Origin of the sequence: Leclercia sp. W6 (genome assembly GCF_003336345.1) — a bacterium.
Lineage (GTDB): Bacteria > Pseudomonadota > Gammaproteobacteria > Enterobacterales > Enterobacteriaceae > Enterobacter.
The window spans coordinates 1,888,530-1,911,641 of sequence record NZ_CP031104.1 but is presented as its reverse complement, the minus strand read 5'-3'; the positions used below and the strand labels follow the sequence as shown (position 1 = coordinate 1,911,641).

General features: G+C 53.7%; 24 protein-coding genes, 2 tRNA genes and 1 pseudogene. 18 read left to right on the top strand and 9 right to left on the bottom strand.

The window, feature by feature from the left end:
* The first annotated feature begins 15 nt into the window (after positions 1 to 15).
* A complete protein-coding gene (locus DVA43_RS09475; protein WP_114315375.1) occupies positions 16 to 435 on the top strand; it encodes a DUF3574 domain-containing protein in 420 nt (139 codons plus the stop codon).
* Positions 436 to 532: 97 nt separating this feature from the next.
* Here the strand turns inward: DVA43_RS09475 and DVA43_RS09470 are convergent, their stop codons facing one another.
* Positions 533 to 1,717 (bottom strand): NupC/NupG family nucleoside CNT transporter, encoded by a 1,185-nt coding sequence (locus DVA43_RS09470; RefSeq protein ID WP_114315374.1) that lies wholly within the window; start codon positions 1,715 to 1,717, stop codon positions 533 to 535.
* Between the two features lie 250 nt (positions 1,718 to 1,967).
* On the opposite strand from DVA43_RS09470, the gene efeU reads away from it, so the two are divergent.
* The 5 genes from efeU (at position 1,968) to DVA43_RS09440 (ending at position 8,502) form a co-directional block, all read left to right on the top strand.
* Positions 1,968 to 2,801 (top strand): iron uptake transporter permease EfeU, encoded by an 834-nt coding sequence (gene efeU / locus DVA43_RS09460; protein ID WP_103179032.1) that lies wholly within the window; start codon positions 1,968 to 1,970, stop codon positions 2,799 to 2,801.
* Between the two features lie 48 nt (positions 2,802 to 2,849).
* Entirely contained in the window at positions 2,850 to 3,977 is a 1,128-nt protein-coding gene (gene efeO / locus DVA43_RS09455; RefSeq protein WP_103823668.1) for an iron uptake system protein EfeO, read from the top strand.
* A 4-nt stretch (positions 3,978 to 3,981) separates the two neighbouring features.
* Positions 3,982 to 5,265 (top strand): iron uptake transporter deferrochelatase/peroxidase subunit, encoded by a 1,284-nt coding sequence (gene efeB / locus DVA43_RS09450; protein WP_114315372.1) that lies wholly within the window; start codon positions 3,982 to 3,984, stop codon positions 5,263 to 5,265.
* 500 nt (positions 5,266 to 5,765) lie between these two features.
* Positions 5,766 to 6,557, top strand: a complete 792-nt coding sequence (gene phoH / locus DVA43_RS09445; protein WP_168192048.1) for a phosphate starvation-inducible protein PhoH — start codon at positions 5,766 to 5,768, stop codon at positions 6,555 to 6,557.
* 451 nt (positions 6,558 to 7,008) lie between these two features.
* On the top strand, positions 7,009 to 8,502 hold the full coding sequence (locus tag DVA43_RS09440; protein WP_114315371.1) for a sodium:alanine symporter family protein: 1,494 nt from the start codon (positions 7,009 to 7,011) through the stop codon (positions 8,500 to 8,502).
* Between the two features lie 364 nt (positions 8,503 to 8,866).
* Here DVA43_RS09440 and DVA43_RS09435 read toward each other — a convergent pair.
* The 3 genes from DVA43_RS09435 to DVA43_RS09425 form a co-directional block, all read right to left on the bottom strand.
* Positions 8,867 to 8,953: transfer RNA gene (locus DVA43_RS09435), tRNA-Ser, on the bottom strand.
* A 146-nt stretch (positions 8,954 to 9,099) separates the two neighbouring features.
* On the bottom strand, positions 9,100 to 9,777 hold the full coding sequence (locus DVA43_RS09430; RefSeq protein WP_114315370.1) for an isochorismatase family protein: 678 nt from the start codon (positions 9,775 to 9,777) through the stop codon (positions 9,100 to 9,102).
* Between the two features lie 20 nt (positions 9,778 to 9,797).
* The gene (locus DVA43_RS09425; protein ID WP_114315369.1) at positions 9,798 to 10,658 is read right to left on the bottom strand and encodes a pirin family protein; all 861 of its coding nucleotides are present in this window, start codon (positions 10,656 to 10,658) and stop codon (positions 9,798 to 9,800) included.
* Between the two features lie 146 nt (positions 10,659 to 10,804).
* Between DVA43_RS09425 and DVA43_RS09420 the strand changes: the two genes are divergently transcribed.
* Entirely contained in the window at positions 10,805 to 11,674 is an 870-nt protein-coding gene (locus tag DVA43_RS09420; protein WP_246842294.1) for a LysR family transcriptional regulator, read from the top strand.
* A 457-nt stretch (positions 11,675 to 12,131) separates the two neighbouring features.
* Here DVA43_RS09420 and DVA43_RS09410 read toward each other — a convergent pair.
* Positions 12,132 to 12,219: transfer RNA gene (locus DVA43_RS09410), tRNA-Ser, on the bottom strand.
* 228 nt (positions 12,220 to 12,447) lie between these two features.
* Between DVA43_RS09410 and ghrA the strand changes: the two genes are divergently transcribed.
* The 4 genes and pseudogenes from ghrA (at position 12,448) to DVA43_RS09390 (ending at position 15,361) form a co-directional block, all read left to right on the top strand.
* Positions 12,448 to 13,386 (top strand): glyoxylate/hydroxypyruvate reductase GhrA, encoded by a 939-nt coding sequence (gene ghrA / locus DVA43_RS09405; RefSeq protein WP_114315368.1) that lies wholly within the window; start codon positions 12,448 to 12,450, stop codon positions 13,384 to 13,386.
* Positions 13,387 to 13,469: 83 nt separating this feature from the next.
* Positions 13,470 to 14,207 (top strand): phosphatase, encoded by a 738-nt coding sequence (locus DVA43_RS09400; protein WP_103823676.1) that lies wholly within the window; start codon positions 13,470 to 13,472, stop codon positions 14,205 to 14,207.
* 20 nt (positions 14,208 to 14,227) lie between these two features.
* Complete coding sequence (locus DVA43_RS09395; RefSeq protein ID WP_103179043.1) at positions 14,228 to 14,782, top strand: molecular chaperone; 555 nt, start codon at positions 14,228 to 14,230, stop codon at positions 14,780 to 14,782.
* 96 nt (positions 14,783 to 14,878) lie between these two features.
* A pseudogene (locus DVA43_RS09390) lies at positions 14,879 to 15,361 on the top strand (DUF1097 domain-containing protein).
* A gap of 42 nt (positions 15,362 to 15,403) precedes the next feature.
* Here DVA43_RS09390 and csgG read toward each other — a convergent pair.
* From csgG to csgD, 4 genes are read right to left on the bottom strand one after another with little or no spacing between them, the layout of a single operon-like run.
* Positions 15,404 to 16,237, bottom strand: coding sequence for a curli production assembly/transport protein CsgG (gene csgG, locus DVA43_RS09385; protein WP_039032323.1), 834 nt, complete (start codon positions 16,235 to 16,237; stop codon positions 15,404 to 15,406).
* A 26-nt stretch (positions 16,238 to 16,263) separates the two neighbouring features.
* Positions 16,264 to 16,677: a curli production assembly/transport protein CsgF gene (gene csgF / locus DVA43_RS09380; RefSeq protein WP_114315367.1), complete on the bottom strand. Its 414-nt coding sequence runs from the start codon at positions 16,675 to 16,677 to the stop codon at positions 16,264 to 16,266.
* Between the two features lie 13 nt (positions 16,678 to 16,690).
* Positions 16,691 to 17,080, bottom strand: coding sequence for a curli production assembly/transport protein CsgE (gene csgE, locus DVA43_RS09375; RefSeq protein WP_103823678.1), 390 nt, complete (start codon positions 17,078 to 17,080; stop codon positions 16,691 to 16,693).
* A 4-nt stretch (positions 17,081 to 17,084) separates the two neighbouring features.
* Complete coding sequence (csgD, locus tag DVA43_RS09370; RefSeq protein ID WP_103823679.1) at positions 17,085 to 17,735, bottom strand: biofilm master transcriptional regulator CsgD; 651 nt, start codon at positions 17,733 to 17,735, stop codon at positions 17,085 to 17,087.
* A 486-nt stretch (positions 17,736 to 18,221) separates the two neighbouring features.
* Here csgD and DVA43_RS09365 point away from each other — a divergent pair.
* The 7 genes from DVA43_RS09365 to DVA43_RS09330 all read left to right on the top strand — a co-directional run bounded on the left by DVA43_RS09365 (position 18,222) and on the right by DVA43_RS09330 (position 23,092).
* A protein-coding gene (locus DVA43_RS09365) for an IS1 family transposase (protein ID WP_225321516.1) occupies positions 18,222 to 18,919 on the top strand; the annotation gives its coding sequence in 2 pieces (ribosomal slippage) (positions 18,222 to 18,471 and positions 18,471 to 18,919; 699 coding nt in all).
* A 339-nt stretch (positions 18,920 to 19,258) separates the two neighbouring features.
* The gene (csgB, locus tag DVA43_RS09355) at positions 19,259 to 19,708 is read left to right on the top strand and encodes a curli minor subunit CsgB (protein WP_103823680.1); all 450 of its coding nucleotides are present in this window, start codon (positions 19,259 to 19,261) and stop codon (positions 19,706 to 19,708) included.
* A 40-nt stretch (positions 19,709 to 19,748) separates the two neighbouring features.
* Complete coding sequence (gene csgA, locus DVA43_RS09350; protein WP_114315365.1) at positions 19,749 to 20,198, top strand: curli major subunit CsgA; 450 nt, start codon at positions 19,749 to 19,751, stop codon at positions 20,196 to 20,198.
* A gap of 61 nt (positions 20,199 to 20,259) precedes the next feature.
* Positions 20,260 to 20,586, top strand: a complete 327-nt coding sequence (csgC, locus tag DVA43_RS09345; protein WP_103823682.1) for a curli assembly chaperone CsgC — start codon at positions 20,260 to 20,262, stop codon at positions 20,584 to 20,586.
* A 158-nt stretch (positions 20,587 to 20,744) separates the two neighbouring features.
* Positions 20,745 to 21,044, top strand: coding sequence for a type 1 fimbrial protein (locus DVA43_RS09340; protein ID WP_246842293.1), 300 nt, complete (start codon positions 20,745 to 20,747; stop codon positions 21,042 to 21,044).
* Between the two features lie 85 nt (positions 21,045 to 21,129).
* Positions 21,130 to 21,672, top strand: coding sequence for an O-acetyl-ADP-ribose deacetylase (ymdB, locus tag DVA43_RS09335; RefSeq protein WP_103823683.1), 543 nt, complete (start codon positions 21,130 to 21,132; stop codon positions 21,670 to 21,672).
* Complete coding sequence (locus DVA43_RS09330; RefSeq protein WP_168194689.1) at positions 21,608 to 23,092, top strand: phospholipase D family protein; 1,485 nt, start codon at positions 21,608 to 21,610, stop codon at positions 23,090 to 23,092. Before ymdB ends, DVA43_RS09330 begins: the two co-directional genes overlap by 65 nt.
* Positions 23,093 to 23,112: the final 20 nt, after the last annotated feature.

The window sequence follows — 23,112 nt, the reverse complement described above, 5'->3', positions numbered from 1 at the left end:
TGAGGATAGCGAAGAATGAGACTTAAAAACGGACTTATGGCGGGCGCGCTTTTACTGCTGGCAGGCTGTAATGCCCCCTCGCACAGCACCGCGGACAACACCTGTAAAGCCGATAACCAGATGCAGCAAACCACCCTCTATTTCGGCCTGAACCGTCCGGCAGGGGAGGCGATCACCGGCCAGGAGTGGCAGCAGTTTGTGGATCAGGACGTGACGCCACGTTTTCGTGATGGCTTAACGGTATTTGATGCCCGCGGGCAGTGGCTGGGTAACGACGGAAAAGTGGCGCGTGAGTCAAGCAAGGCGTTGATGCTGATCCACGGCAAAGATGCGCAAAGCGAGAGCAATATCGAGGCGCTGCGCGGGATCTATAAAACGCGCTTCGCCCAGGAGTCGGTGATGCGCGTTGACCAGCCGGTGTGCGTGCAGTTCTGATAAGACCGGGTGCGGCCTGTTTGCCGGGTGGCGCTGGCGCTTACCCGGCCTACTTATCCTGTAGGTCCATGCAAACGCAGCGCCGCCGGGCAACAAACTACAACACTAATCCCGCAAAGCTCGCCGACAACAGGCTCACCAGCGTCGCGCCGTACACCAGGCGCAGACCGAAGCGTGACACCACGTTGCCCTGCTTCTCATTCAGCCCCTTAATCGCCCCGGCAACAATGCCAATAGAGGCAAAGTTAGCGAAGGAGACCAGGAACACCGACAGAATGCCCAGCCCGCGCGGGGTCATCTGCGCGGCAATCTTTTGCAGCTCGATCATCGCCACGAACTCGTTCGCTACCAGCTTGGTCGCCATAATGCCGCCCGCATGCAGGGCATCGCTCAGCGGGATCCCCACCAGCCAGGCCAGGGGATAGAAGACATAGCCCAGAATCTGCTGGAAGCTCAAACCAAACAGACTGGAGAAGAGGGCGTTGACGGCGCTGATCAGGGCAATAAAGCCAATCAGCATCGCCAGAATAATCATCGCGACTTTGAAGCCAGCCAGAATATATTCCCCCAGCATCTCAAAGAAACTCTGGGACTCATGCATCTTCTCCAGCTTAATTTCCGGCTCCGCTTCCGGGCGGGTCGGGTTAATCACCGTGAGGATGATAAAGGTGCTGAACATATTCAGGATCAGCGCCGCGACCACATATTTCGCCTCCAGCATCGTCATATAGGCGCCGACGATGGAGAGCGACACGGTGGACATCGCGGTAGCCGCCATGGTGAACAGACGACGCGAGGAGAGATCTCCCAGCACCCCTTTGTAAGCAATGAAGTTTTCCGACTGGCCGAGCGTCAGAGAGCTGATGGCGTTAAACGACTCCAGCTTGCCCATGCCGTTCACTTTCGACAGCAGGGTGCCGACAACGCGAATAATTACCGGCAGAATGCGCCAGTGCTGCAGAATGCCGATCAGTGCGGAAATAAAGATAATCGGACACAACACCCCAAGGAAAATAAACGCCAGCCCTTTTTCTCCCATCCCGCCAAAGACAAAGTTGGTCCCTTCGGCGGCATATTTCAGTAACGATTCAAAGAAGCCCGAGACGTACTGAATAACGAACAGACCGCTTTCGGCATGGAGGAAAAAGAACGCCAGCGCAATCTCAATGACAATGAGTTGAATGACGTAGCGAATACGGACGTTGCGGCGGTCGAAGCTCACCAGCCAGGCCAGCGCAAGGATAACCACCAGCGCCAGCAAGAAGTGCAGGAATTGATACATAGTTGATTTTCAGCAGATTAATGAGGCGCATATTTAGCCACAGCCTGCTGTGAGCGTAAATGGGCATTTACGTTATAACTTATTCATCTTTTAGTCACTTATGTGATTATTTTCCCGGTACGGGTTTACATCCTGTCATCAAAATGCAGCATATTTCGCTTGTATTTCTTATTGCCGTAATGATAATCACTATCACAAGAATTTACCTTTCTTTGCATGAGTTGACGGCGAAAAACATTTAAGGTGTCGCATGTTTGTTCCATTCCTCATTATGTTACGTGAAGGGCTCGAAGCAGCCTTAATTGTCAGTCTTATCGCCAGCTATCTGAAACGCACCCAGCGGGGCCGCTGGATCGGCGTGATGTGGATTGGTGTCTTCCTTGCTGCCGCCCTCTGCCTGGGGCTGGGCATTGCCATCAACGAAACCACCGGTGAATTCCCGCAAAAAGAGCAGGAGCTGTTTGAAGGGATCGTGGCCCTGATTGCGGTGGTGATCCTCACCTGGATGGTCTTCTGGATGCGTAAGGTATCCCGTAACGTCAAAGTCCAGCTGGAGCAGGCGGTGGACAGTGCCCTGGCGAAGGGCAAGAGCCATGGCTGGGCACTGATCATGATGGTCTTTTTCGCCGTGGCGCGTGAAGGGCTGGAGTCGGTCTTCTTCCTGCTGGCCGCCTTCCAGCAGGATGTCGGGATCTGGCCGCCGCTGGGCGCGGTGCTGGGCCTGGCGACTGCGGTGGTGCTCGGCTTCCTGCTCTACTGGGGCGGCATTCGTCTCAATCTGGGCGCCTTCTTCAAATGGACCAGCCTGTTTATTCTGCTGGTGGCCGCCGGGCTGGCGGCGGGGGCGATCCGCGCCTTCCATGAGGCGGGCCTGTGGAACCACTTCCAGGAGGTGGCGTTCGATCTCAGTAACGTCCTCTCTACCCATTCGCTGACCGGCACCCTGCTGGAAGGGATCTTTGGCTATCAGGAGACGCCGAGCGTCAGCGAAGTGGCGGTGTACTTTATCTATCTTATTCCGGCGCTGGCGCTGTTCTTTATGCCATCGCGCCCCAGCGCTCAGCCGTCGCGTACTGCGCCCTGAAGTGCTCATTGTAGTTACAACATACTCTAAAAGGTTAAGGGAAAAGTCATGGCAATCCACTTTCGTCGCAGTGCATTACAGGCTGGCGTGGCAGCGCTGATCGCTTCTGCATTCGCCGCACAGGCCGCGGATGTTCCACAGGTAAAAGTCACCGTCAACGATAAACAGTGTGAGCCGATGACCATCACGGTCAACAGCGGTAAAACCCAGTTCATCATCCAGAACCACAGCCAGAAAGCGCTGGAGTGGGAGATTCTTAAAGGGGTGATGGTGGTGGAAGAGCGGGAAAATATCGCGCCGGGCTTTAGCCAGAAGATGACCGCCAACCTTGAGCCGGGCGAATACGACATGACCTGCGGCCTGCTGACCAACCCGAAAGGCAAGCTGATCGTGAAAGGTGCCGCCACCGCCGATGCCGCCAAAGGCGACGCGCTGTTGAGCCTCGGCGATGCCATTACCGCCTATAAAGCATACGTCACTAAAGAGACTGCGGATCTGGTCGCGGGCACCAAAGCCTTTACCGACGCGGTGAAAGCGGGCGATATCGAAAAAGCGAAATCCCTCTATGCGCCGACCCGTCAGCACTACGAGCGTATCGAGCCGATTGCCGAGCTCTTCTCGGATCTCGATGGCAGCATCGATGCCCGTGAAGACGATTACGAGCAGAAAGCCGCCGATCCGAAATTCACCGGCTTCCACCGCCTGGAGAAAGCGCTGTTTGGCGACAATTCCACCAAAGGGATGGAGCAGTACGCGGAGCAGCTGAACAGCGACGTGCTGGAGCTGCAAAAACGCATCAGCGAGCTGGCCTTCCCGCCGTCAAAAGTGGTGGGTGGCGCGGCAGGGCTGATTGAAGAAGTGGCCGCCAGCAAGATCAGCGGGGAAGAAGATCGCTACAGCCATACCGACCTGTGGGACTTCCAGGCCAACGTCGAAGGCGCGCAGAAGATCGTTGACCTGCTGCGTCCTCAGCTGCAAAAAGATAACAGCGCCCTGCTGGAAAAAGTGGATGCCAACTTTAAGAAAGTGAATACCATTCTGGCGAAGTACCGCACCAAAGAGGGCTTTGAGACTTACGACAAGCTGACCGATGCCGACCGTAACGCCCTGAAAGGGCCGATTACCACCCTGGCGGAAGATCTGGCGCAGCTGCGTGGCGTACTGGGTCTGGACTAAGTTGATGAACAAGCATGACGAGTACGACGTGGCTGAACCTTCACGACGTCGGTTGTTAAAAGGGGTAGGGGCGCTTGGCGGCGCCCTGGCCCTGGCAGGCGGTTGCCCGGCGCGCTCTGCGGCAAAACCGCAGAGCGCGCCGGGCACGCTCTCCCCGGATGCGCGGATGGAGACCCAGCCGTTTCATGGCCTGCATCAGGCCGGGATCTTAACCCCGCAGCAGGCATCAATGATGCTGGTGGCCTTTGACGTGCTCGCCAGCGATAAAAGCGAGCTGGAGCGTCTGTTCCGTCTGCTGACCCAGCGCATTACCTTTCTGACTACCGGCGGCCCGGCGCCTGAGACACCGAACCCGCGTCTGCCGCCGATGGATTCCGGTATTCTGGGGAGCTATATCGCCCCGGATAACCTCACCATGACGGTGTCGCTGGGGGCATCGCTTTTTGATGACCGCTTTGGTCTGGCGGCGCAGAAACCGAAATCGTTGCAGAAGATGGTGCGCTTCCCGAATGACTCCCTGGATGCGGCATTGTGCCATGGCGATCTGCTGATCCAGATCTGCGCCAATACTCAGGACACGGTGATCCACGCCCTGCGGGATCTCATCAAGCACACCCCGGATCTGTTAAGCGTACGCTGGAAGCGGGAAGGGTTTATCTCTGACCACGCCGCGCGCAGCAAAGGCAAAGAGACCCCGGTGAACCTGCTCGGCTTTAAGGATGGCACCGCCAACCCCAACAGCCAGGATGGGCCGTTAATGGATCGGGTGGTGTGGGTGACCGCCGATCAGGGCGAACCGGCCTGGGCGGTGGGCGGCAGCTATCAGGCTGTACGCATTATCCAGTTCCGCGTGGAGTTCTGGGACCGGACGCCGCTGAAAGAACAGCAGACCATTTTTGGCCGCGACAAGCAGAGCGGTGCGCCGCTGGGCATGAAGAACGAGCACGACGTGCCGGATTACGCCAGCGACCCGGAGGGCAATGTTATCGCCCTCGACAGCCATATCCGCCTCGCTAACCCGCGCACGCAGGAGACTGAACAAAACCTGATGATGCGCCGGGGCTACAGCTACTCGCTGGGGGTGACCAATTCCGGTCAGCTGGATATGGGGCTGCTGTTTGTCTGCTTCCAGCACGATCTGGAGAAGGGCTTTTTGACCGTGCAGAAGCGCCTGAACGGCGAGGCGCTGGAGGAGTACGTCAAACCCATCGGCGGAGGCTACTTCTTTGCGCTGCCTGGCGTACAGGATAAAAACGGCTGGCTTGCCCAGGGGCTGCTCGAAGCCTGAATACCGTCCCGTTTACCCCTTAAGCGGGACCATTTTTTCACGTCCCGCTATCCCTTTGTTATAATTCTGTAATATCCCCATAGCAGACTAAGTATCGATGTCAGGCGAATCTTAAAAGTTGCACTCAGGTAAAAATAATGTTGCATTCATGCTAAATCCTGATGTACTTAGATTAAGAAAGCGGTAAACCTTACAGTGAACATGAATCACTCTGGAGATCGCGAATGGTTGGGTCCTCAACTGGACATGGTAAACGCAACAACCGCAGCACACGGCGCGGAGGCCCACACTCCGGCAGCGATCTCTTCACCGAAAAATTCTCCCCCTCCACAGCAAATCCTGATTTTTCCGACCTGACGAATGGTGAGCATAGCGATTCGGCCGGGTCATTTAACCAAGCAAGCTATGGCTTAGAAGGAAGCCAACCCTCAGATGTTTGTTCGCCTAATCGCACCGACTCTGGTGCGAGTGATGAATACCAACAACTCAAGGTGCTATCCATGGGAAGACAAAAAGCAGTGATCAAAGCTCGTCGTGAAGCAAAACGTGTGCTGAGACGGGATTCACGTAGCCATAAACAGCGTGAAGAAGAGTCGGTCACCTCGCTTGTGCAGATGAGTGGTGTTGAAGCAATTGGCATGGCGCGGGACTGCCGTGATACGACCCCGATTGCGGCACGCAACGACGCTCAGGCGCAGTACCTGAATGCTATTGAGAATAAGTCGCTCATTTTCGCCACCGGGGAAGCCGGGTGCGGGAAAACGTGGATAAGTGCAGCCAAAGCGGCGGAGGCGCTGATTCATAAGGACGTCGATAAAATCATTGTCACCCGTCCGGTACTGCAAGCTGATGAAGATCTCGGCTTCTTGCCAGGCGATATTTCGGAGAAATTTGCCCCTTACTTCCGGCCCGTTTATGACGTGCTGGTGAAGCGTCTGGGGGCCTCTTTTATGCAGTACTGCCTGCGTCCCGAAATCGGTAAGGTTGAAATTGCGCCGTTCGCCTATATGCGCGGACGTACATTTGAAAATGCAGTTGTGATTCTCGACGAGGCTCAGAACGTAACTGCTGCGCAAATGAAGATGTTCTTAACGCGCCTCGGGGAGAACGTGACGGTTATCGTCAATGGCGATATCACCCAGTGCGACCTGCCGGCGGGGGTTCCGTCCGGGCTGAGCGACGCGCTGGCACGTTTTGAGGAAGATGAGATGGTGGGCATTGTGCGTTTCAATAAAGACGACTGCGTGCGCTCGGCGTTGTGCCAGCGGACGCTGCAGGTCTATTCCCGGTAATGGCATAACTTTCTCGTTTTACTTTCTTCTGTAATCCCTTCCCGGCGCAATGCCGGGAAGCTGCGTCTGTCGAAACACTTCTGTTGGGTTGTCTATTTAAAGATCACATTATGATGATGTCATACTTATTTCGTATAGAAAATGCCGGGTATTATGCAACGTTTTGCTGTATCTATAAGTCTGAACGTTAATTCAAATGGGCTTTTTAATAAAAAATGCAGAAGTGTGATATTAAATCATAATACCCACAAAATATGTATGAAAATCATGATCAGGCTAATTATAAATAATCGATTAAACGTGAATGTTGTCACAATTCATTACTGCCATGCGAATATTAAGTTGGTCTCTTTCCGGCTATTATCTATGTTTCGTAGTTATCCAAACACAATTCTATAAAGAAACTTCCAGGGAATCCGTTTTCTCTGGACCATCACGCTGAGGGCCATACATGAACGAACTGGTTGGTGCAATTAATGGTGTTATCTGGAGCCCGGCGTTAATATTTTTATGCCTGGGTGTCGGCCTCTATTTCTCACTGCGTAGTCGCTTCCTGCAATTACGCCATGTTAAACATATGGTCGCGCTGATGTTTCAGGGGCGCGCCACCGATGCAGGGGTGTCGTCGTTTCAGGCACTGACGATGACGCTGGCAGGACGTGTGGGGACCGGGAATATCGCCGGCGTAGCGACCGCCATTACCTTTGGTGGTCCTGGCGCGATGTTCTGGATGTGGATGGTAGCCTTTTTGGGGGCCAGCTCTGCTTTTGTTGAATCCACGCTGGGTCAGGTTTATAAAGAGAAAATTAACGGTGAATATCGTGGCGGTCCTGCCTTTTATATTGAAAAAGGGCTGGGCGTAAAATGGTACGCATGGTTATTTGCTGTAGTGACTATTTTCTCCTGCGGCTTATTGCTTCCAGGCGTACAGGCAAACTCTATTGGTGCCAGCCTGGATATTGCCTTCGGACTTAATCCGAATGTTACCGCCGCATTATTGGCCATACTGTTAAGCTTCATTATTTTCGGTGGTGTAAAAAGGATCGCCAGCTTTAGCAGCATGGTCGTTCCTTTTATGGCGCTCGGTTATATTATTGTGGCCTGCGTTATTATCGCTATTAATATTGAACAGCTGCCTTCCGTAATTCTGCTGATCTGGAAAAGTGCATTTGGCCTTGAAGCGGGCTTTGGTGCCGTTCTGGGGCAGGCGATCATGTGGGGCGTTAAGCGCGGGGTTTATTCCAACGAGGCTGCGCAGGGTACAGGGCCACATGCTTCATCAGCAGCCGAAGTCAGTCATCCGGCAAAACAGGGGCTGGTTCAGGCTTTCTCAGTCTATATCGACACGCTGTTCGTCTGCTCCGCTACCGGGTTTATGCTGTTGATCACCGGCTTGTATAATGTTCAGGGCGTCGACGGCGCGGCAATCTACACCGGCATCGCAGGCGTGGCGGCAGGTCCTGGCTATGTGCAGACCGCGATGGAAAGTATGATGCCTGGTTTTGGTAACTACTTTGTTGCCATTGCGCTGTTCTTCTTTGCCTTCACCACTATTATTGCCTACTACTATATTGCTGAAACAAATATTGCCTTTATCAACCGCAAAATTAACCGCCCATGGCTGACGTTCTTGCTGAAAATATTCCTGTTAACCTCCACGGTATATGGCACCGTGCGTACTGCGGATCTGGCATGGGGGCTGGGCGATATTGGGGTCGGATTGATGGCGTGGCTTAACATTATTGCAATTGTTCTTTTACATAAAAAAGCATTTGCCAGCCTTAAAGATTATGAAGCGCAGAAAGCGCAAGGTATCGATCCACAATTTGACCCGATCCGGCTTGGGATTAAAAATGCCGATCACTGGGTTAAGGAACGTAAAGATGAAACGGGTGTGAACTCGGATCAGACATCTTCTCTGCCGGGAGGCCGGACGGTAAGTTGATGATGCGAAAAAAGCCCGTACGCAAGTACGGGCTTTTTTAATGGCGTTGTGAGGGGGCTGCGCTCTCAGTCTGTCCAACTGGCTACGCCAGTTGTCGAACCCCGGTCGGGGTTTCTCATCCCCCCACAGACGTGCAACATGCGAAAAAAAAGCCCGCATTTTCATGCGAGCTCTTCTTTAAATATGGCGGTGAGGGGGGGATTGACTCGCTGCGCTCGCCCTGCGGGCAGCCTGTTCGCTGCGCTCTCAGTCTGTCCAACTGGCTGTCTCCAGTTGTCGAACCCCGGTCGGGGTTCTCATCCCCCACAGACGTGCAACATACGAAAAAAAAGCCCGCATTTTCATGCGAGCTCTTCTTAAAATATGGCGGTGAGGGGGGATTCGAACCCCCGATACGTTGCCGTATACACACTTTCCAGGCGTGCTCCTTCAGCCACTCGGACACCTCACCATATTGTTTTGCTGCCTTTCCTCTCGGGGGCAACGGGGCGCTACTATAGGGAGTCAGGCTAAAACGGTCAAGCAGATTTTCTGCTTTACTGCGCGTTCGGTTAAGCAATAAGCAGCTCCACGGTTTTCAGGCCGTGGAGCTGGCGATTAGCGCTGTGAATCGAGTGCTTCCCCGTTCTTCACCACCTCTTGCGCTTTACCGTAGCTTTCAATCAGCAGCTGATAAGCCGGGAAGATATGGGTATAGACTTCTGCCCACTGCGATGCATCTTCACGATTCCAGGTGCGCTGGATCTCCGAGGCGACGGCGGCAGTATCCATCGGCACGACGCCAGCCTGCACGATACGCGCCAGGGTGATCTCCTGCGCCATTTTACTGTAGGTGCCCGAAGCATCGATCACCGCAAACACTTTATAGCCGTCAGCCACCGCGCTGATCGACGGGAAGGCCATGCAGACGCTGGTAATGGTACCGGCGATAATCAGCGTCTTGCGCCCGGTCGCCTTCACAGCAGCGACGAAGTCCGGATTATCCCAGGCGTTGATCTCACCCTTACGCGCCACGTACTGCGCATGTGGCGCATTGGCGTGGATCTCCGGGATCAACGGCCCGTTTGGCCCTTGCGGTACGGAGGCAGTGGTGATCACCGGGATATTCGCAAGAGTAGCGATTTTTGCCAGCGCCGCGGCGCGGGCACGCAGCTCCGGCATCGGCATATCACCCACGGTCTGGAACAGGCCGCTCTGGTGATCGATAAGCAACATCACCGCATCATTCACATCAATAGTCGGACGGGCGCCATTAAAGTTAGCAGGGGTAGACATGATTCTCTCCTTTATTACATTCAGATCTGGCCGAAGCGGCCGGAGTTGAAATCGCGGACTGCTTCGGCGATTTCGGTTTTACTGTTCATCACAAATGGACCATAGCCCACAATCGGCTCATTCAGCGGCTCACCGGCCATCAGCAGCACTTTGGCGTCGCTGCTGGCTTCCAGATGCAGCTTCTCCCCTTGCTGGCTCAGCACCACCAGTTGGGCTTCACCCGCCTGCTCGGTGCCGTTTACCGTCACGCTGCCTTCAAGCACTACCAGCGCGGTACTCCAGCCCTCGGGTTGGCTGAGCGTAAGGTGGCTGCCCTGATGCAGGGCGATGTCCCAGACGTTCAGCGGCGAGTAGGTGTGCGCCAGACCGGTAGTCTCCTCGTAGCGTCCGGCGATCACCCGTAGCGAGCCGGCGTTGTCAGGCAGCGTCACCACCGGGATCTGACGTTTTGTGATGCTCTGATAGCCCGGTGCCGCCATCTTGTCCTTCGCAGGCAGGTTGACCCACAGCTGCAACATTTTTAGCTCCCCTCCGTTTTGCGCAAAGGCGCTGGAGTGGAACTCCTCATGCAGGATGCCGGCGCCTGCGGTCATCCACTGCACGTCGCCCGGGCCAATCACGCCGCCTTTACCGGTTGAGTCGCGGTGCTCAACTTCGCCGGAATAGACGATGGTCACCGTTTCAAAACCGCGGTGGGGATGCTGCCCCACGCCGCGTTTCGCACCATCCGCCGGGAAGGAATAAGGCCCGGCGTAATCCAGCAGTAAAAACGGGCTCAGTGGCTCCCCGTGGGTCTGGTATGAAAACATTGAACGCACCGGGAAACCGTCGCCAACCCAGTGCGGCCGGGGTGCGGTATAAATGCCTGTTACGTTTTTCATCGTTTTCTCCTGATGTTCTGTTGATGTAATTAGCTTATATTCAGGGTTAATATCCCGGTAGATAGTGAAAATGACATGCACTGTTCCATTTATGGAACGATGAGGACGTTATGCAGGATCTCAATGATTTCGCGTAGTTTGTCAAAGTGGTGGAGCACGGCGGTTTCGCGGCGGCCGGACGGGCGCTCGACCTGCCAAAATCCCGACTCAGCCGACGGATTGCCCAGCTGGAGGCACGGCTTGGGGTACGTCTGATCCAGCGGACAACGCGGCAGTTTACGGTTACTGAAGTGGGGCAGACCTTCTATCAGCACTGCAAGGCGATGCTGATAGAAGCCGAGGCAGCGGAGGAGGCGGTTGCGGCCTTGCAGGCGGAACCGCGCGGCCTGGTGCGGATTACCTGCCCGGTCACGCTGCTGCACGTCCACGTCGGGCCGATGCTGGCTAAGTTTATGGCGCATTACCCCGGAATTAACCTCCAGCTTGAGGCGACCAACCGGCGGGTGGATCTGGTGGCGGAGGGCGTTGATATCGCCATCCGTGTGCGTCCTCGCCCGTTTGATGACAGCGATCTGGTGTTGCGGGTGCTTGCAGACAGAGGACACTGCCTGGTGGCGAGTCCGCAGTTGATCCAGCGTCTGGGTGTGCCGACCATGCCATCGGAGCTCAGCGCCTGGCCCGGCCTGAGTCTGGGGGAGGGGAGACAGGTTCATAAGTGGGCGTTAAGCGGGCCGGAGGGGGCAAAAGCGGAGATCCATTTTCAGCCGCGCCTGATGACCACCGATATGCTGGCGCTACGGGAAGCGGCGATAGCGGGCGTGGGGCTGGTGCAGTTACCCATTTTGATGGTCAAAGAGCAGCTGGCGTCCGGGACATTGATAAAGGTGCTTGAAGAGTGGGAGCCACGGCGGGAAGTGATCCATGCGGTGTATCCCTCCCGGCGCGGGCTGTTGCCGTCAGTCAGAACGCTGGTGGATTTTTTGACCGAGGAGTATGCGCGGATGGTGGAGGAGTGAAGCCGGGTTTGGGTTTCGTAGGTCGGGTAAGCGTAGCGCCACCCGACGCTTCCAGAGCGCGCGCTGTTGCATTAAGGCAAAACGCCTGATGACGCTGCGCTTATCAGGCCTACGGGATCGAGGCTGGCTTTAGGTTTCGTAGGTCGGATAAGCGTAGCGCCACCCGACATGTACTGGCTGCGCCAGTTGTCGAACCCCCGTCGGGGGTTTTCATCCCCCCCAGCGGAGAATATAAAAGAAAAAAGCCCGTACTTTCGTACGAGCTCTCATCTCGAATATGGCGGTGAGGGGGGGATTGACTCGCTGCGCTCGCCCTGCGGGCAGCCTGTTCGCTGCGCTCTCAGTCTGTCCAACTGGCTGCGCCAGTTGTCGAACCCCGGTCGGGGTTCTCATCCCCCACAGGCGTGCAACATGCGAAAAAAAAGCCCGCATTTTCATGCGAGCTCTTCTTTAAATATGGCGGTGAGGGGGGGATTCGAACCCCCGATACGTTGCCGTATACACACTTTCCAGGCGTGCTCCTTCAGCCACTCGGACACCTCACCATATTGTCATCCCATTGTTGCTGGGACGGGCGCTAATGTAAGGAAAAGCCTGACTTACGTCAATCAACTTTTTCAGTAAATTAGCGCGTTCAGACAAACTTCAGCCAACATGATTTTTAATTGCGCTGAAAGTGCCTTTTTTATCAGCAAAGACCCCACACCCAAAATTTGTTATGCTGCAATCCAGTTGATAATGAACATAAAACAGCGCAACAGAAGGCAATCGCAATGGACATTATTTTTTATCACCCGACATTTGATAACGCTTACTGGATAAAAACACTTTCAGCGGCGCTGCCGGGCGCGCGGGTTAGGGAGTGGAAGCGCGGCGATAACGAACCCGCAGATTATGCCCTGGTGTGGCACCCTCCGGTTGAGATGCTGCAGGGGCGAAACCTGAAAGCGGTGTTTGCCCTTGGGGCAGGGGTGGACTCGATACTCAGCAAGCTCAAGGCGCATCCGGAAATGCTGGCGGAGTCGATCCCGCTGTTTCGCCTGGAAGATACCGGCATGGGCCAGCAGATGCAGGAGTATGCGGTCAGCCAGGTGCTGCACTGGTTCCGCCGCTTTGACGATTACCAGGCGCTGAAACAGAAGGCCCGCTGGGAGCCGCTGGCCGACTATCAGCGCGAAGATTTTACTATCGGGATCCTCGGGGCCGGGGTGCTGGGATCGAAAGTGGCCGAAGCGCTGGCACCGTGGGGCTTCCCGCTGCGCTGCTGGAGCCGCACCCGTAAAGATTACCCTGGCGTCACCAGCTTTGCCGGGAAGGAAGAGTTACCGCAGTTTTTAGACGGCACGCGAGTGCTGATTAACCTGCTACCGAATACGGCTGAGACGGTTGGGATCATTAATAAGGCGCTCATCAACCAGCTGGCGGACAACAGCTACCTGATGAACCTGGCGCGTGGCGTACACGTGGTGGAAGCCGATCTGCTGGCGGCGCTGGAGAGCGGCAAGCTGAAAGGCGCGATGCTGGATGTCTACAGCAAAGAGCCGTTACCGGCGGACAATCCCCTGTGGGCGCATCCGCGCGTAGCCATGACACCGCACATTGCGGCGGTGACGCGTCCGGCAGAAGCCATCGACTATATCGCCCGCACCATCTCGCAGCTGGAGAAGGGCGAGCCGGTTACCGGCCAGGTCGACAGACAGCGCGGTTACTGAGTCATACCCGGCGATTGCCGGGTTTTTGCTGATAAACGCCCGTGATAACTGCTATCCTTTGGGAAACACGAGAGGAGAGAACGATGTACCCCGTTGACCTGCATATGCACACCGTCGCCAGTACCCACGCCTACAGCAACCTTCATGACTACATCGCCCAGGCAAAACAGAAGAACATTAAGCTCTTTGCGATCACCGATCATGGCCCGGATATGGCAGATGCGCCGCACTACTGGCACTTTGTGAACATGCGCATCTGGCCGCGGGTAGTGGATGGCGTCGGGATCCTGCGCGGCATTGAGGCCAACATCAAAAATACCCAGGGTGACATTGACTGTACCGGCCCGATGCTCACCTCTCTGGATCTGATCCTCGCCGGTTTCCATGAGCCGGTTTTCGCACCTCAGGATCAAGCCACCCATACCGAGGCGATGATCGCCACTATCGCCAGCGGTAACGTACATATCATCAGCCATCCGGGGAACCCGAAATACCCGATTGATATCCAGGCGGTCGCGCAGGCTGCGGCGGAGCATCGCGTGGCGCTGGAGATCAACAACTCCTCCTTTATTCACTCCCGTAAAGGTAGCGAAGCAAACTGCCGGGCAGTGGCGGCTGCGGTGAAGGAGGCGGGAGGCTATGTGGCGCTGGGCTCCGATTCCCATACCGCCTTCACGCTGGGCGATTTTAGCGAATGCCGCAAAATCCTCGACGCGGTGGACTTCCCGGAAGATCGCATCCTGAACGTCTCCCCGCGTCGGCTACTCGATTTCCTGGAGTCGCGTGGCATGGCGCCAATCAATGAATTTGCTGATTTTTAACTGTGTAATGGACTAAATAAATGAATGAGTTTTCCATCCTCTGTCGCGTACTGGGTTCTCTCTATTATCGCCAGCCGCAGGATCCGCTGCTGGTACCGCTGTTTACCTTGATCCGCGAAGGCAAGCTGGCCCAGAACTGGCCGCTTGAGCAGGATGAGTTGTTGCTGCGTCTGCAAAACAGCTGCGACATGCAGCAGGTCGCCGCCGACTACAATGCGCTGTTTGTTGGCGAGGAGTGCCGCGTGTCGCCGTATCGCTCTGCCTGGGAAGAGGGCGCGACCGAAGCCGAAGTGCGCGCATTCCTCTCTGAACGCGGAATGCCGCTGACCGATACCCCAGCCGACCACCTTGGCACGCTGCTGCTGGCGGCCTCGTGGATTGAAGATCATGCGGCGGAAGATGAAAACGAGGCGCTGGAAACCCTCTTCGGGGAGTACATCCTGCCCTGGTGCGGGACGTTCCTCGGGAAGGTTGAAGCGCACGCCACTTCATCTTTCTGGCGCACCATGGCGCCACTGACCCGCGATGCCATTGCCGCAATGTGGGATGAGCTACAGGAAGAGAACGAAGAGTGATTTAGATCACTATATGAATGTAACGGCAAATCTCAATTTGCATATTATGTGTTCCTGATCTCATTTCATGGCCGCGTATCTGTTAAGATGCGCGCCATGAACATTCTACTTTCTATCGCAATCACGACAGGCATCCTCTCCGGTTTATGGGGCTGGGTTGCTGTTTCTCTCGGACTCCTCAGTTGGGCAGGCTTCCTTGGCTGCACGGCCTATTTCGCCTGCCCGCAGGGTGGCGTGAAGGGGCTGTTTATCTCCGCCTGTACGCTGATGAGCGGCGTGGCGTGGGCGATGATTATCATCCACGGCAGCGCGCTGGCACCCCATCTGGAAATCGTTGGCTACGTTATGACTGGCGTGGTGGCGTTTTTGATGTGTATCTAGGCAAAACATCTGCTGCTCTCGTTTGTGCCCGGCACCTTTATGGGGGCCTGCGCTACTTTTGCAGGGCAGGGGGAGTGGCGGCTGGTGGTGCCTTCGCTGGCGCTGGGGCTGGTGTTTGGCTACGCCATGAAAAACAGCGGCCTGTGGCTGGCTGCGCGCAGGGAGAAAACGCGAAACGTCACGGCGTTGAGCGAATAAAAAAGGCGAGACCAGGGTCTCGCCTTTTTAATGCGCTTTCTGTCAGGATTCTGGCGGCGTCGACATCTCGCGGTATTTCACCAGAATATCGTTTTTCACTTCATTTTTGTTTTGCAGGTCCCACAATCCGCGATCGATACCGTCGTTAATCAGGAAGATCACCCCGGTTTCGATAGCAGACATCAGGCAGAGCATGACCGGCTCGTTAGAGGTATAACCGATTTCGCCCTCCAGCAGACGCTGGTAGTCGATGAAACGGAACACCCCGGCCTGCACTTCATACGAGAGAATGGTTTTGCTGGTGGTCACGGATGACAAAATCTCGCCGGTACTGACGTTGACCACACGCAGGTTCACCGCAATCTGGTCAAGCTGGTACTGCGTATCGCCGCCAATACCGAAATACCGGGCCCCCACACCGCCCGATTTCACGTTACTTTCGTAGCCGATAATCGAACCTTCTACCATCACGTTCGCTGCTGTAAGCGAATGCAACGGAATACGGTTGTTCATCGCCACGGTACCGTTATCCTGCGCAGCACGAATGATCTTACGTTCGTTGAGCAGGTTTTGCAGCCCCTGACGTTCCAGAGGAATAAACCAGCGAGAATCTTTTAACGCAGTAACCAGCATGGCGGTGGCGCTCTGCGGTACAGCCGTTGAGAAGTTACTTGCCGGATACGGTTTAAATTGCCCGGTTTCATCCTGAATATTATAAACCGACACGTAGATCTTACCCGTTGGCAATGGCAATTTGGTTAAATCACGATAGCTCTGGGCGCGAGGCATTAATGTCGGTTTCGCTGCTTCTTTTGGAGGAGCAGTTAAACAGCCGCTCAATAAGCACACTGCAACAAGGAGGAGAAAGCGCTGCATGATTATTATCCTTATCTCGACATTATTTAAAAGTCGGTAGAACCGCTTTGCAAGCCAGCAACCTGAATGGTGGACGTTTTCCCCGTTTTGCGGTCTGTCACGTTCAGCTGCATTTGTCCGTCCGCATTGGCAATGTCGACAATAAAGTCGCTGGTCACCATACGGCCGGGTTTGCCGGTATTAATATTGGTCAGCAGCCCGCCCAGAACCTGGGCCTGGATTGCCTGGGTAAAGTTATCCAGCGCGCTCGGGGTTTCAATCCCGAAGTCGTCAAAGCTTGGATCCGTATAAGAGTTTTGTGCCTGGGCCGAGTTTAAAAGAAAAGAACCGTTATTAGGGTTTCCACCAAAGTTCGGGTTGCGGAACTGGAAGGTCATATTTCCGGCCCAGCTCAGAGATGGAATAAGCATTAAAGCTACTACTGCATGGACAACACGCATGGATGCCTCCGAATTAAAATTCGTCTGGTGCTAAATCGCCCGTACCCAGCAGAGCTTTATCGATCTGCAGGCGATTTAATGCCTCTTCGGTTTGAGCCAGAGCAAAGACCACATTTTTATCCAGGTCAGTTTTCGTGGGGAATAAAAAGGTCTGGAATATAACGTCCTGATTAACCGTTATGGTGATCCAGCTTCCCCAACGTGCGCTGGGCCGTTCATTGATAGTTAAGTTACCGGGATAATCACTTTCCCATTTGTCGCTGAAGCCGCGATAAAAAGCATGGCCGACTGCGGAGACGGTGTGGTCAGTTAACAATCCCGGGATCTCTACTTCAACCGCATGAAGATTCCCGGCAGCAAGCCATAAGCCTGCTGCGGCAATCCAACTCACTGTGCGTTTCATACTGTTAACGCCTGAGGTTATCATTCGCCCATGAAACCGCCTGAGTCCGGTTTTTGACAGCTATCTTCTTGAAAAGATTGTAAAGATGAGTCTTAACCGTATTTTCGCTGATAAATAACGAACGGGCGATTTCAATATTTGAAGCACCGATACGTAATTTATTCAGAATCTCTTTTTCGCGATGGGTCAGCAAAGCGGACTCTGAACTGTTATAGCGATAATTTCCGGAGTGCGTTATGAGGTAGCTGGCAAGTTTCTGCGAAAAGTAACATTCACCACGCAGAACCCCCTGCAGGCCTTCAACCACGCGCGTTTCGTCCTCATTGACATAAAAGACGCCATTGATATGTGGCCAACTTTCAATATCCCTGAAGGGGTATTCTTCCGGGGTATTTAACAACAACACACGGATATTGTTGTTTTTTCTGCTTAAAATATCTTGCCAGTATTGGATAAGTTTTTTATCCGCTTCCATCATATCGAAAAGAATAATGCTACCAGGCGCAATGTCATCGAAAGAGCGTTGAATGCTATGCAATTTTCCGCTCAACGATAAACTATGCTTTAAATGCTGTAGTAAAGCTGTCGCTTGTAAAGAAGGTTTGGTCACTAACAATAAAGTCTGACCATGCAAGCTTTGGACTTCATTAAACATGATGAAACCCCTTTTTATGAAACACCTGGCAGCTGCCCCCAATATATTATTGGGGGCACCAGAAGTACTGACAGATGTTGCACTGCTGTGTGTAGAAAAAAGACCATATCCCTTAGAGAGAAGGGAGAATTAATTCGCAATGCCGAACTTCTGTTTTCAATCTAGCTTTAACGTTTTTTAAAGCAAGTGTTAAACGTGTAACAGGATGTAAAAATCAATATTACTTTGTAAAAAATGAGTTCATGAATTGATTAAGAATCATCAAAAAGTTGTACATTACGATATTGATGCACACATTTTAAAAATCATACAAATTCAATCAAGTGATTGATTGTATTGATTAATGTAAATTGAAGGCTATTAGCGATAAGGTATGAGACAGGGCAAAACGCTAAGCCTATTTTTACAATATGTAAACGTCTTAAGAAATCGGTAATGCTGCCAACTTACTGATTTAGTGTATGATGGTGATTTTAAGGTGCTTGCGTGGCTTCCATTTCCATCAGATGTCCCTCCTGCTCCGCTACTGAAGGCGTGGTGCGTAACGGCAAAAGCACTGCCGGACATCAGCGCTATCTCTGCTCTCATTGCCGTAAAACATGGCAACTACAGTTCACTTACACCGCCTCTCAGCCCGGTACGCACCAGAAAATCATTGATATGGCCATGAATGGCGTCGGATGTCGCGCCAGTGCACGCATTATGGGCATTGGCCTCAACACGGTTTTACGTCACTTAAAAAACTCAGGCCGCAGTCGGTAACCTCGCGCATACAACCGGGCAGTGATGTGATTGTCTGCGCTGAAATGGACGAACAGTGGGGCTACGTCGGTGCTAAATCACGTCAGCGCTGGCTGTTTTACGCGTATGACAGGATACGGAGGACGGTTGTGGCGCACGTCTTCGGTGAACGCACTCTGGCCACACTGGAGCGTCTTCTGAGCCTGCTGTCGGCCTTTGAGGTCGTGGTATGGATGACGGATGGCTGGCCGCTGTACGAATCACGCCTGAAGGGAAAGCTGCACGTTATCAGCAAGCGTTACACTCAGCGCATTGAGCGACATAACCTGAATCTGAGACAACATCTGGCAAGGCTGGGACGGAAGTCACTGTCGTTCTCAAAATCGGTGGAGCTGCATGACAAGGTCATCGGGCATTATCTGAACATAAAACACTATCAGTAAGTTGGAGTCATTACCAAGAAATCACGGACTTTGTCACGCAATCATGGATATATTCCGTTTCCTCTCCTCGGGACCAGACGAAACGGCAAATCCACGCATTTGAGGTTTTCCATTTTTGCAAAGGGAAAATGGCCCTTGCTAACCCCCTGTAAAATCGTTGTATCGCCACGGTATTTAATTTTAATTAATACTTTGGGGTGAACGGAAGAATAAAAATACAACTGGCGGGTGAGATATTAAAATTGTTTCGGCAGACATACTCTTCATCGTAACGCCGGGTTAACAAAATATTTGCTCTTGTTAACGCAGTTATTATACCACCAGGTCCAGGGTGATAACATGAAGAACAAGTTGTTATTGATGTTGACATTACTGGGTGCACCTGGATTTGTTTTCGCAGCGACTGATTTAGCTTCGGCAGAATACAATTTCGCGGTTAATGAGCTGAGTAAATCCTCATATAACCAGGCTGCAATCATTGGACAAGTTGGCGTAAATAATAACGCTAACGTTCAACAAAACGGCCAGAAACTGTTGTCTGTCGTTTCTCAGGAGGGCGGAAATAATCGGGCGAACATTGATCAATCAGGGAGTTATAACCTTGCTTATATTGATCAAAAAGGGAACTCGAACAATGCGAGTATTAATCAAGGTGCATATGGTAATACCGCAGTGATTATTCAGAAAGGTTCTGGTAATAAAGCGAATATTACGCAGTACGGTACGCAAAAAACGGCAGTTGTAGTACAGAGACAGTCGCAAATGGCAATTCGCGTCATCCAACGCTAGCTATTGAGCGATAATTAATCAATCCGATGGGGGCTTTACAATGAAACTTTTAAAAGTGGCAGTAATTGCAGCAATCGTGGTTTCTGGCAGTGCTATGGCTGGTTCTGTTCCACAGTGGGGTAATAACCATGGTGGTAACGGAAATAACAACGTCAGCCCAGAATCGCTGACCGTTTATCAATATGGTGACCGTAACAATGTGGACGCTTTGCAAAGCGATGCACGTGGCTCTGAAATCACCGTTCGTCAGAATGGCTTCGGTAACGATGCCGATCTGTCTCAGGGTGCTGACAGCAGCGAAATCAGCCTGACCCAGCGTGGCCAGGGTAACGAAGCAACCATCAGCCAGTGGAGCGGTCGTGACCTCTCTGCGACTGTAAGCCAGTCTGGTGGTCGTAACGAAGTCGATCTTCGTCAAACTATGAACGGCGCTTCTGCTAACATCACTCAGGTTGGCTTCGGCAACACCGTGACTGCTGGTCAGTACTAATACTGCCGCTGTACGTCGAAAAAACAGGGCTGAGGCCCTGTTTTTTTTTTGGGAGATGATAATGAATACACTTTTACTACTTGCCGCGCTGACCAGTCAGATTACCTTTCAGACCTCCACCGAAGGTGAGAACGTGACCATTATTCCTCAGGTAACCGTCACAGAACCGTGTTTATGCCAGGTACAAATCCTCACCTCACGCAGTGGCCCGGGCGGGCAGAGCACCTCGCGTCAGCAAAACACCGTCTCGTTACCGGCAAATAAAACGGTCAATCTTTCCCGTATGACTCTTAATTCCGGACCCAATGACAAGATAAACGTTATTGTGACGGTCTCGGATGGTAAGTCGTTGCATCTGTCGCAACAGTGGCCACCGTCGAAAGCCTGATGTTTAAAACATTCACAAAATCAATATATTGATTAAAGTGGCGCGGGTGTTATTCCATTGTTATTCTCATGTTACTGGCGTCGTCGATGCCAGTCGACAGCCCTCCATGAAGGGCGTTGTTTAAGCGTCAGGGACGATTATCATTGAGGATTACACTGATGGTTTCGTCCCGTATCACCCTGGCCGCAGCCTTTGTTGCTGCGGTTACGCTTACCCCAGTCTGCACGGCCAATGTCATCCATTTTATCGGACGGATTGTCGAAGATCCCTGTAATGTCACGCCTGATGGGCGCGCCTTAACCGTCTCCTGTCCGCAGAACAATAAAATGTCTGTTCAACAGGTCAGCTATAAAGATGCGCTCGAGGGCAGGGTGAATGCCGCAGATCTTGCCACTGTCAGCATGAGGTACATCAACCCGGAAAAATCGCTCGCCATTGTGCAGGTTGACTACCGCTGAGGCAGGGCCGTTTTCTGTCAACCGGACTTCCACAACCCAACCTCTGCGATACACTTAAGAAAAAAACGGTATGCAGAGGTTGATTATGTACTCCCGAATTGAAGTCTTTCATGGTGATATCACCACGCTGCATGTGGATGTGGTGGTTAACGCAGCCAATCCTTCTTTAATGGGCGGTGGTGGCGTGGACGGCGCCATTCATCGGGCGGCAGGCCCCGCCCTGCTGGAGGCGTGTAAGCTGGTGCGCCAGCAGCAGGGCGAGTGCGCCCCGGGGCAGGCGGTGATTACGCTTGCCGGAAACCTGCCCGCCAAAGCGGTGATCCACACCGTTGGCCCCGTCTGGCACGGGGGGGAGCATCACGAAGCGCGGATTCTGGAAGAGGCCTACCGCAACAGCCTGAACCTGGCGGCGGCCAACGGTTATCAGACTCTCGCCTTCCCGGCAATCAGCACTGGCGTTTATGGCTATCCCCGCGCGGCGGCGGCTGAAATCGCCGTTAACACGGTTTCGGATTATCTCACCCTCAAGCCTCTGCCGGAGCGGGTATACTTTGTCTGCTATGATGAAGAAAATGCCCGACTATACAAGCGACTGCTTACCCAGCGAGGACAGGAAACTGACGCATAACACGCGACTTGGACGCGCGATTGCACCGGTCAGCTCTGCACATCCCGGCCTTTGTGGGCTTCTCCCTCTTGATAACAGTCTCGACGCCTTTGCCTGCCGTTACCGGCTGGTAGAGATGGCGGAAAAGACGCTGGATGTGCAGTACTACATCTGGGAAGACGACATGTCAGGACGTCTGTTGTTTTCCGTCTTATTGTCCGCCGCCATGCGCGGTGTCCGCGTGCGTTTGTTGCTGGACGACAACAATACCCAGGGGCTGGACAGCATCCTGCGCCTGCTGGACGCGCATCCCAACTTTGATGTCCGGCTGTTTAATCCCTTTTCGTTCCGCTCCCTGCGCGCGCTGGGCTATCTCACCGATTTCGCCCGTCTCAATCGCCGGATGCACAACAAGAGTTTCACCGTGGACGGCGAGGTCACCATTATTGGCGGGCGAAACATCGGTGATGCCTATTTTGGTGCAGGCGAAGAGCCGCTCTTTTCCGATCTGGACGTGATGGCCACAGGCCCGGTGGTGCAGGATGTGGCCAATGATTTTGAGCGCTACTGGAACTGCGCGTCGGTCTCCACGCTCCAGCAGGTGCTGGAACTTTCCGAGGCGGAAATTGAAGATAAAATTCATCCCCCTGAGGAGTGGTATCGCGACGACATCACCCGTCGTTATCTGGATAAATTACAGTCCAGCGACTTTATTACCAACCTTGAGGCGGGCAAACTGCCGCTGATTTGGGCTAAAACCCGGCTACTTAGCGACGATCCGCGCAAAGGGCAGGGCCGGGCAAAACGGCACTCTCTGCTGCCCCAGCGCCTTATGGGGGTGATGGGCTCGCCGTTGCAGCAAATCGATATCATCTCCGCTTATTTTGTTCCTACCCGGGCGGGGGTGGCGCTGCTGCTACAGATGGTGCGCAAAGGGGTGAAAGTCGCCATCCTCACCAATTCGCTGGCAGCGAACGACGTCTCCGTTGTGCATGCCGGTTACGCCCGCTGGCGAAAAAAGCTGTTGCGCCACGGCATCGAGCTATATGAACTAAAGCCCATTCAGGATGGCGTACCGCCGGCGCACGATCGCGGCATCACTGGGAACTCCGGCTCCAGCCTGCATGCCAAGACGTTCAGCGTCGACGGCGAGAAAGTGTTTATCGGTTCACTTAATTTTGATCCCCGTTCAACCATGCTCAATACCGAGATGGGCTTTGTCATTGAAAGCGAAAAGCTGGCAAGGATGATCCACACCCGGTTCGTGCGCAGCCAGCGCCATGAAGCCTGGCAACTCCGGTTAGATAAAATGGGACGTCTGAACTGGATTGAGCGTAAGGAGGGGCAGGAGATAGTGCATAAAAAGGAGCCCAAAACCCGTTTCTGGCAGCGGATGCTGGTGCGTCTGGCCTACTGGCTGCCGGTCGAGTGGCTGCTGTAATGACGCGCCGGTTCAGCGAC

Bases quoted from the DNA above. Each gene is read 5' to 3' on its own strand.
- ymdB (WP_103823683.1), top strand. From the start codon at position 21,130: ATGTACTCCCGAATTGAAGTCTTTCATGGTGATATCACCACGCTGCAT.
- csgB (WP_103823680.1), top strand. From the start codon at position 19,259: ATGAAGAACAAGTTGTTATTGATGTTGACATTACTGGGTGCACCTGGA.
- DVA43_RS09425 (WP_114315369.1), bottom strand. From the start codon at position 10,658: ATGAAAAACGTAACAGGCATTTATACCGCACCCCGGCCGCACTGGGTT.
- csgC (WP_103823682.1), top strand. From the start codon at position 20,260: ATGAATACACTTTTACTACTTGCCGCGCTGACCAGTCAGATTACCTTT.
- DVA43_RS09470 (WP_114315374.1), bottom strand. From the start codon at position 1,717: ATGTATCAATTCCTGCACTTCTTGCTGGCGCTGGTGGTTATCCTTGCG.
- efeB (WP_114315372.1), top strand. From the start codon at position 3,982: ATGAACAAGCATGACGAGTACGACGTGGCTGAACCTTCACGACGTCGG.
- csgF (WP_114315367.1), bottom strand. From the start codon at position 16,677: ATGCGTGTTGTCCATGCAGTAGTAGCTTTAATGCTTATTCCATCTCTG.
- DVA43_RS09430 (WP_114315370.1), bottom strand. From the start codon at position 9,777: ATGTCTACCCCTGCTAACTTTAATGGCGCCCGTCCGACTATTGATGTG.
- DVA43_RS09400 (WP_103823676.1), top strand. From the start codon at position 13,470: ATGTACCCCGTTGACCTGCATATGCACACCGTCGCCAGTACCCACGCC.
- DVA43_RS09330 (WP_168194689.1), top strand. From the start codon at position 21,608: ATGAAGAAAATGCCCGACTATACAAGCGACTGCTTACCCAGCGAGGAC.
- DVA43_RS09340 (WP_246842293.1), top strand. From the start codon at position 20,745: ATGGTTTCGTCCCGTATCACCCTGGCCGCAGCCTTTGTTGCTGCGGTT.
- csgE (WP_103823678.1), bottom strand. From the start codon at position 17,080: ATGAAACGCACAGTGAGTTGGATTGCCGCAGCAGGCTTATGGCTTGCT.
- csgD (WP_103823679.1), bottom strand. From the start codon at position 17,735: ATGTTTAATGAAGTCCAAAGCTTGCATGGTCAGACTTTATTGTTAGTG.
- DVA43_RS09395 (WP_103179043.1), top strand. From the start codon at position 14,228: ATGAATGAGTTTTCCATCCTCTGTCGCGTACTGGGTTCTCTCTATTAT.
- DVA43_RS09440 (WP_114315371.1), top strand. From the start codon at position 7,009: ATGAACGAACTGGTTGGTGCAATTAATGGTGTTATCTGGAGCCCGGCG.
- phoH (WP_168192048.1), top strand. From the start codon at position 5,766: ATGGGAAGACAAAAAGCAGTGATCAAAGCTCGTCGTGAAGCAAAACGT.
- csgG (WP_039032323.1), bottom strand. From the start codon at position 16,237: ATGCAGCGCTTTCTCCTCCTTGTTGCAGTGTGCTTATTGAGCGGCTGT.
- csgA (WP_114315365.1), top strand. From the start codon at position 19,749: ATGAAACTTTTAAAAGTGGCAGTAATTGCAGCAATCGTGGTTTCTGGC.
- DVA43_RS09475 (WP_114315375.1), top strand. From the start codon at position 16: ATGAGACTTAAAAACGGACTTATGGCGGGCGCGCTTTTACTGCTGGCA.
- efeO (WP_103823668.1), top strand. From the start codon at position 2,850: ATGGCAATCCACTTTCGTCGCAGTGCATTACAGGCTGGCGTGGCAGCG.
- efeU (WP_103179032.1), top strand. From the start codon at position 1,968: ATGTTTGTTCCATTCCTCATTATGTTACGTGAAGGGCTCGAAGCAGCC.
- ghrA (WP_114315368.1), top strand. From the start codon at position 12,448: ATGGACATTATTTTTTATCACCCGACATTTGATAACGCTTACTGGATA.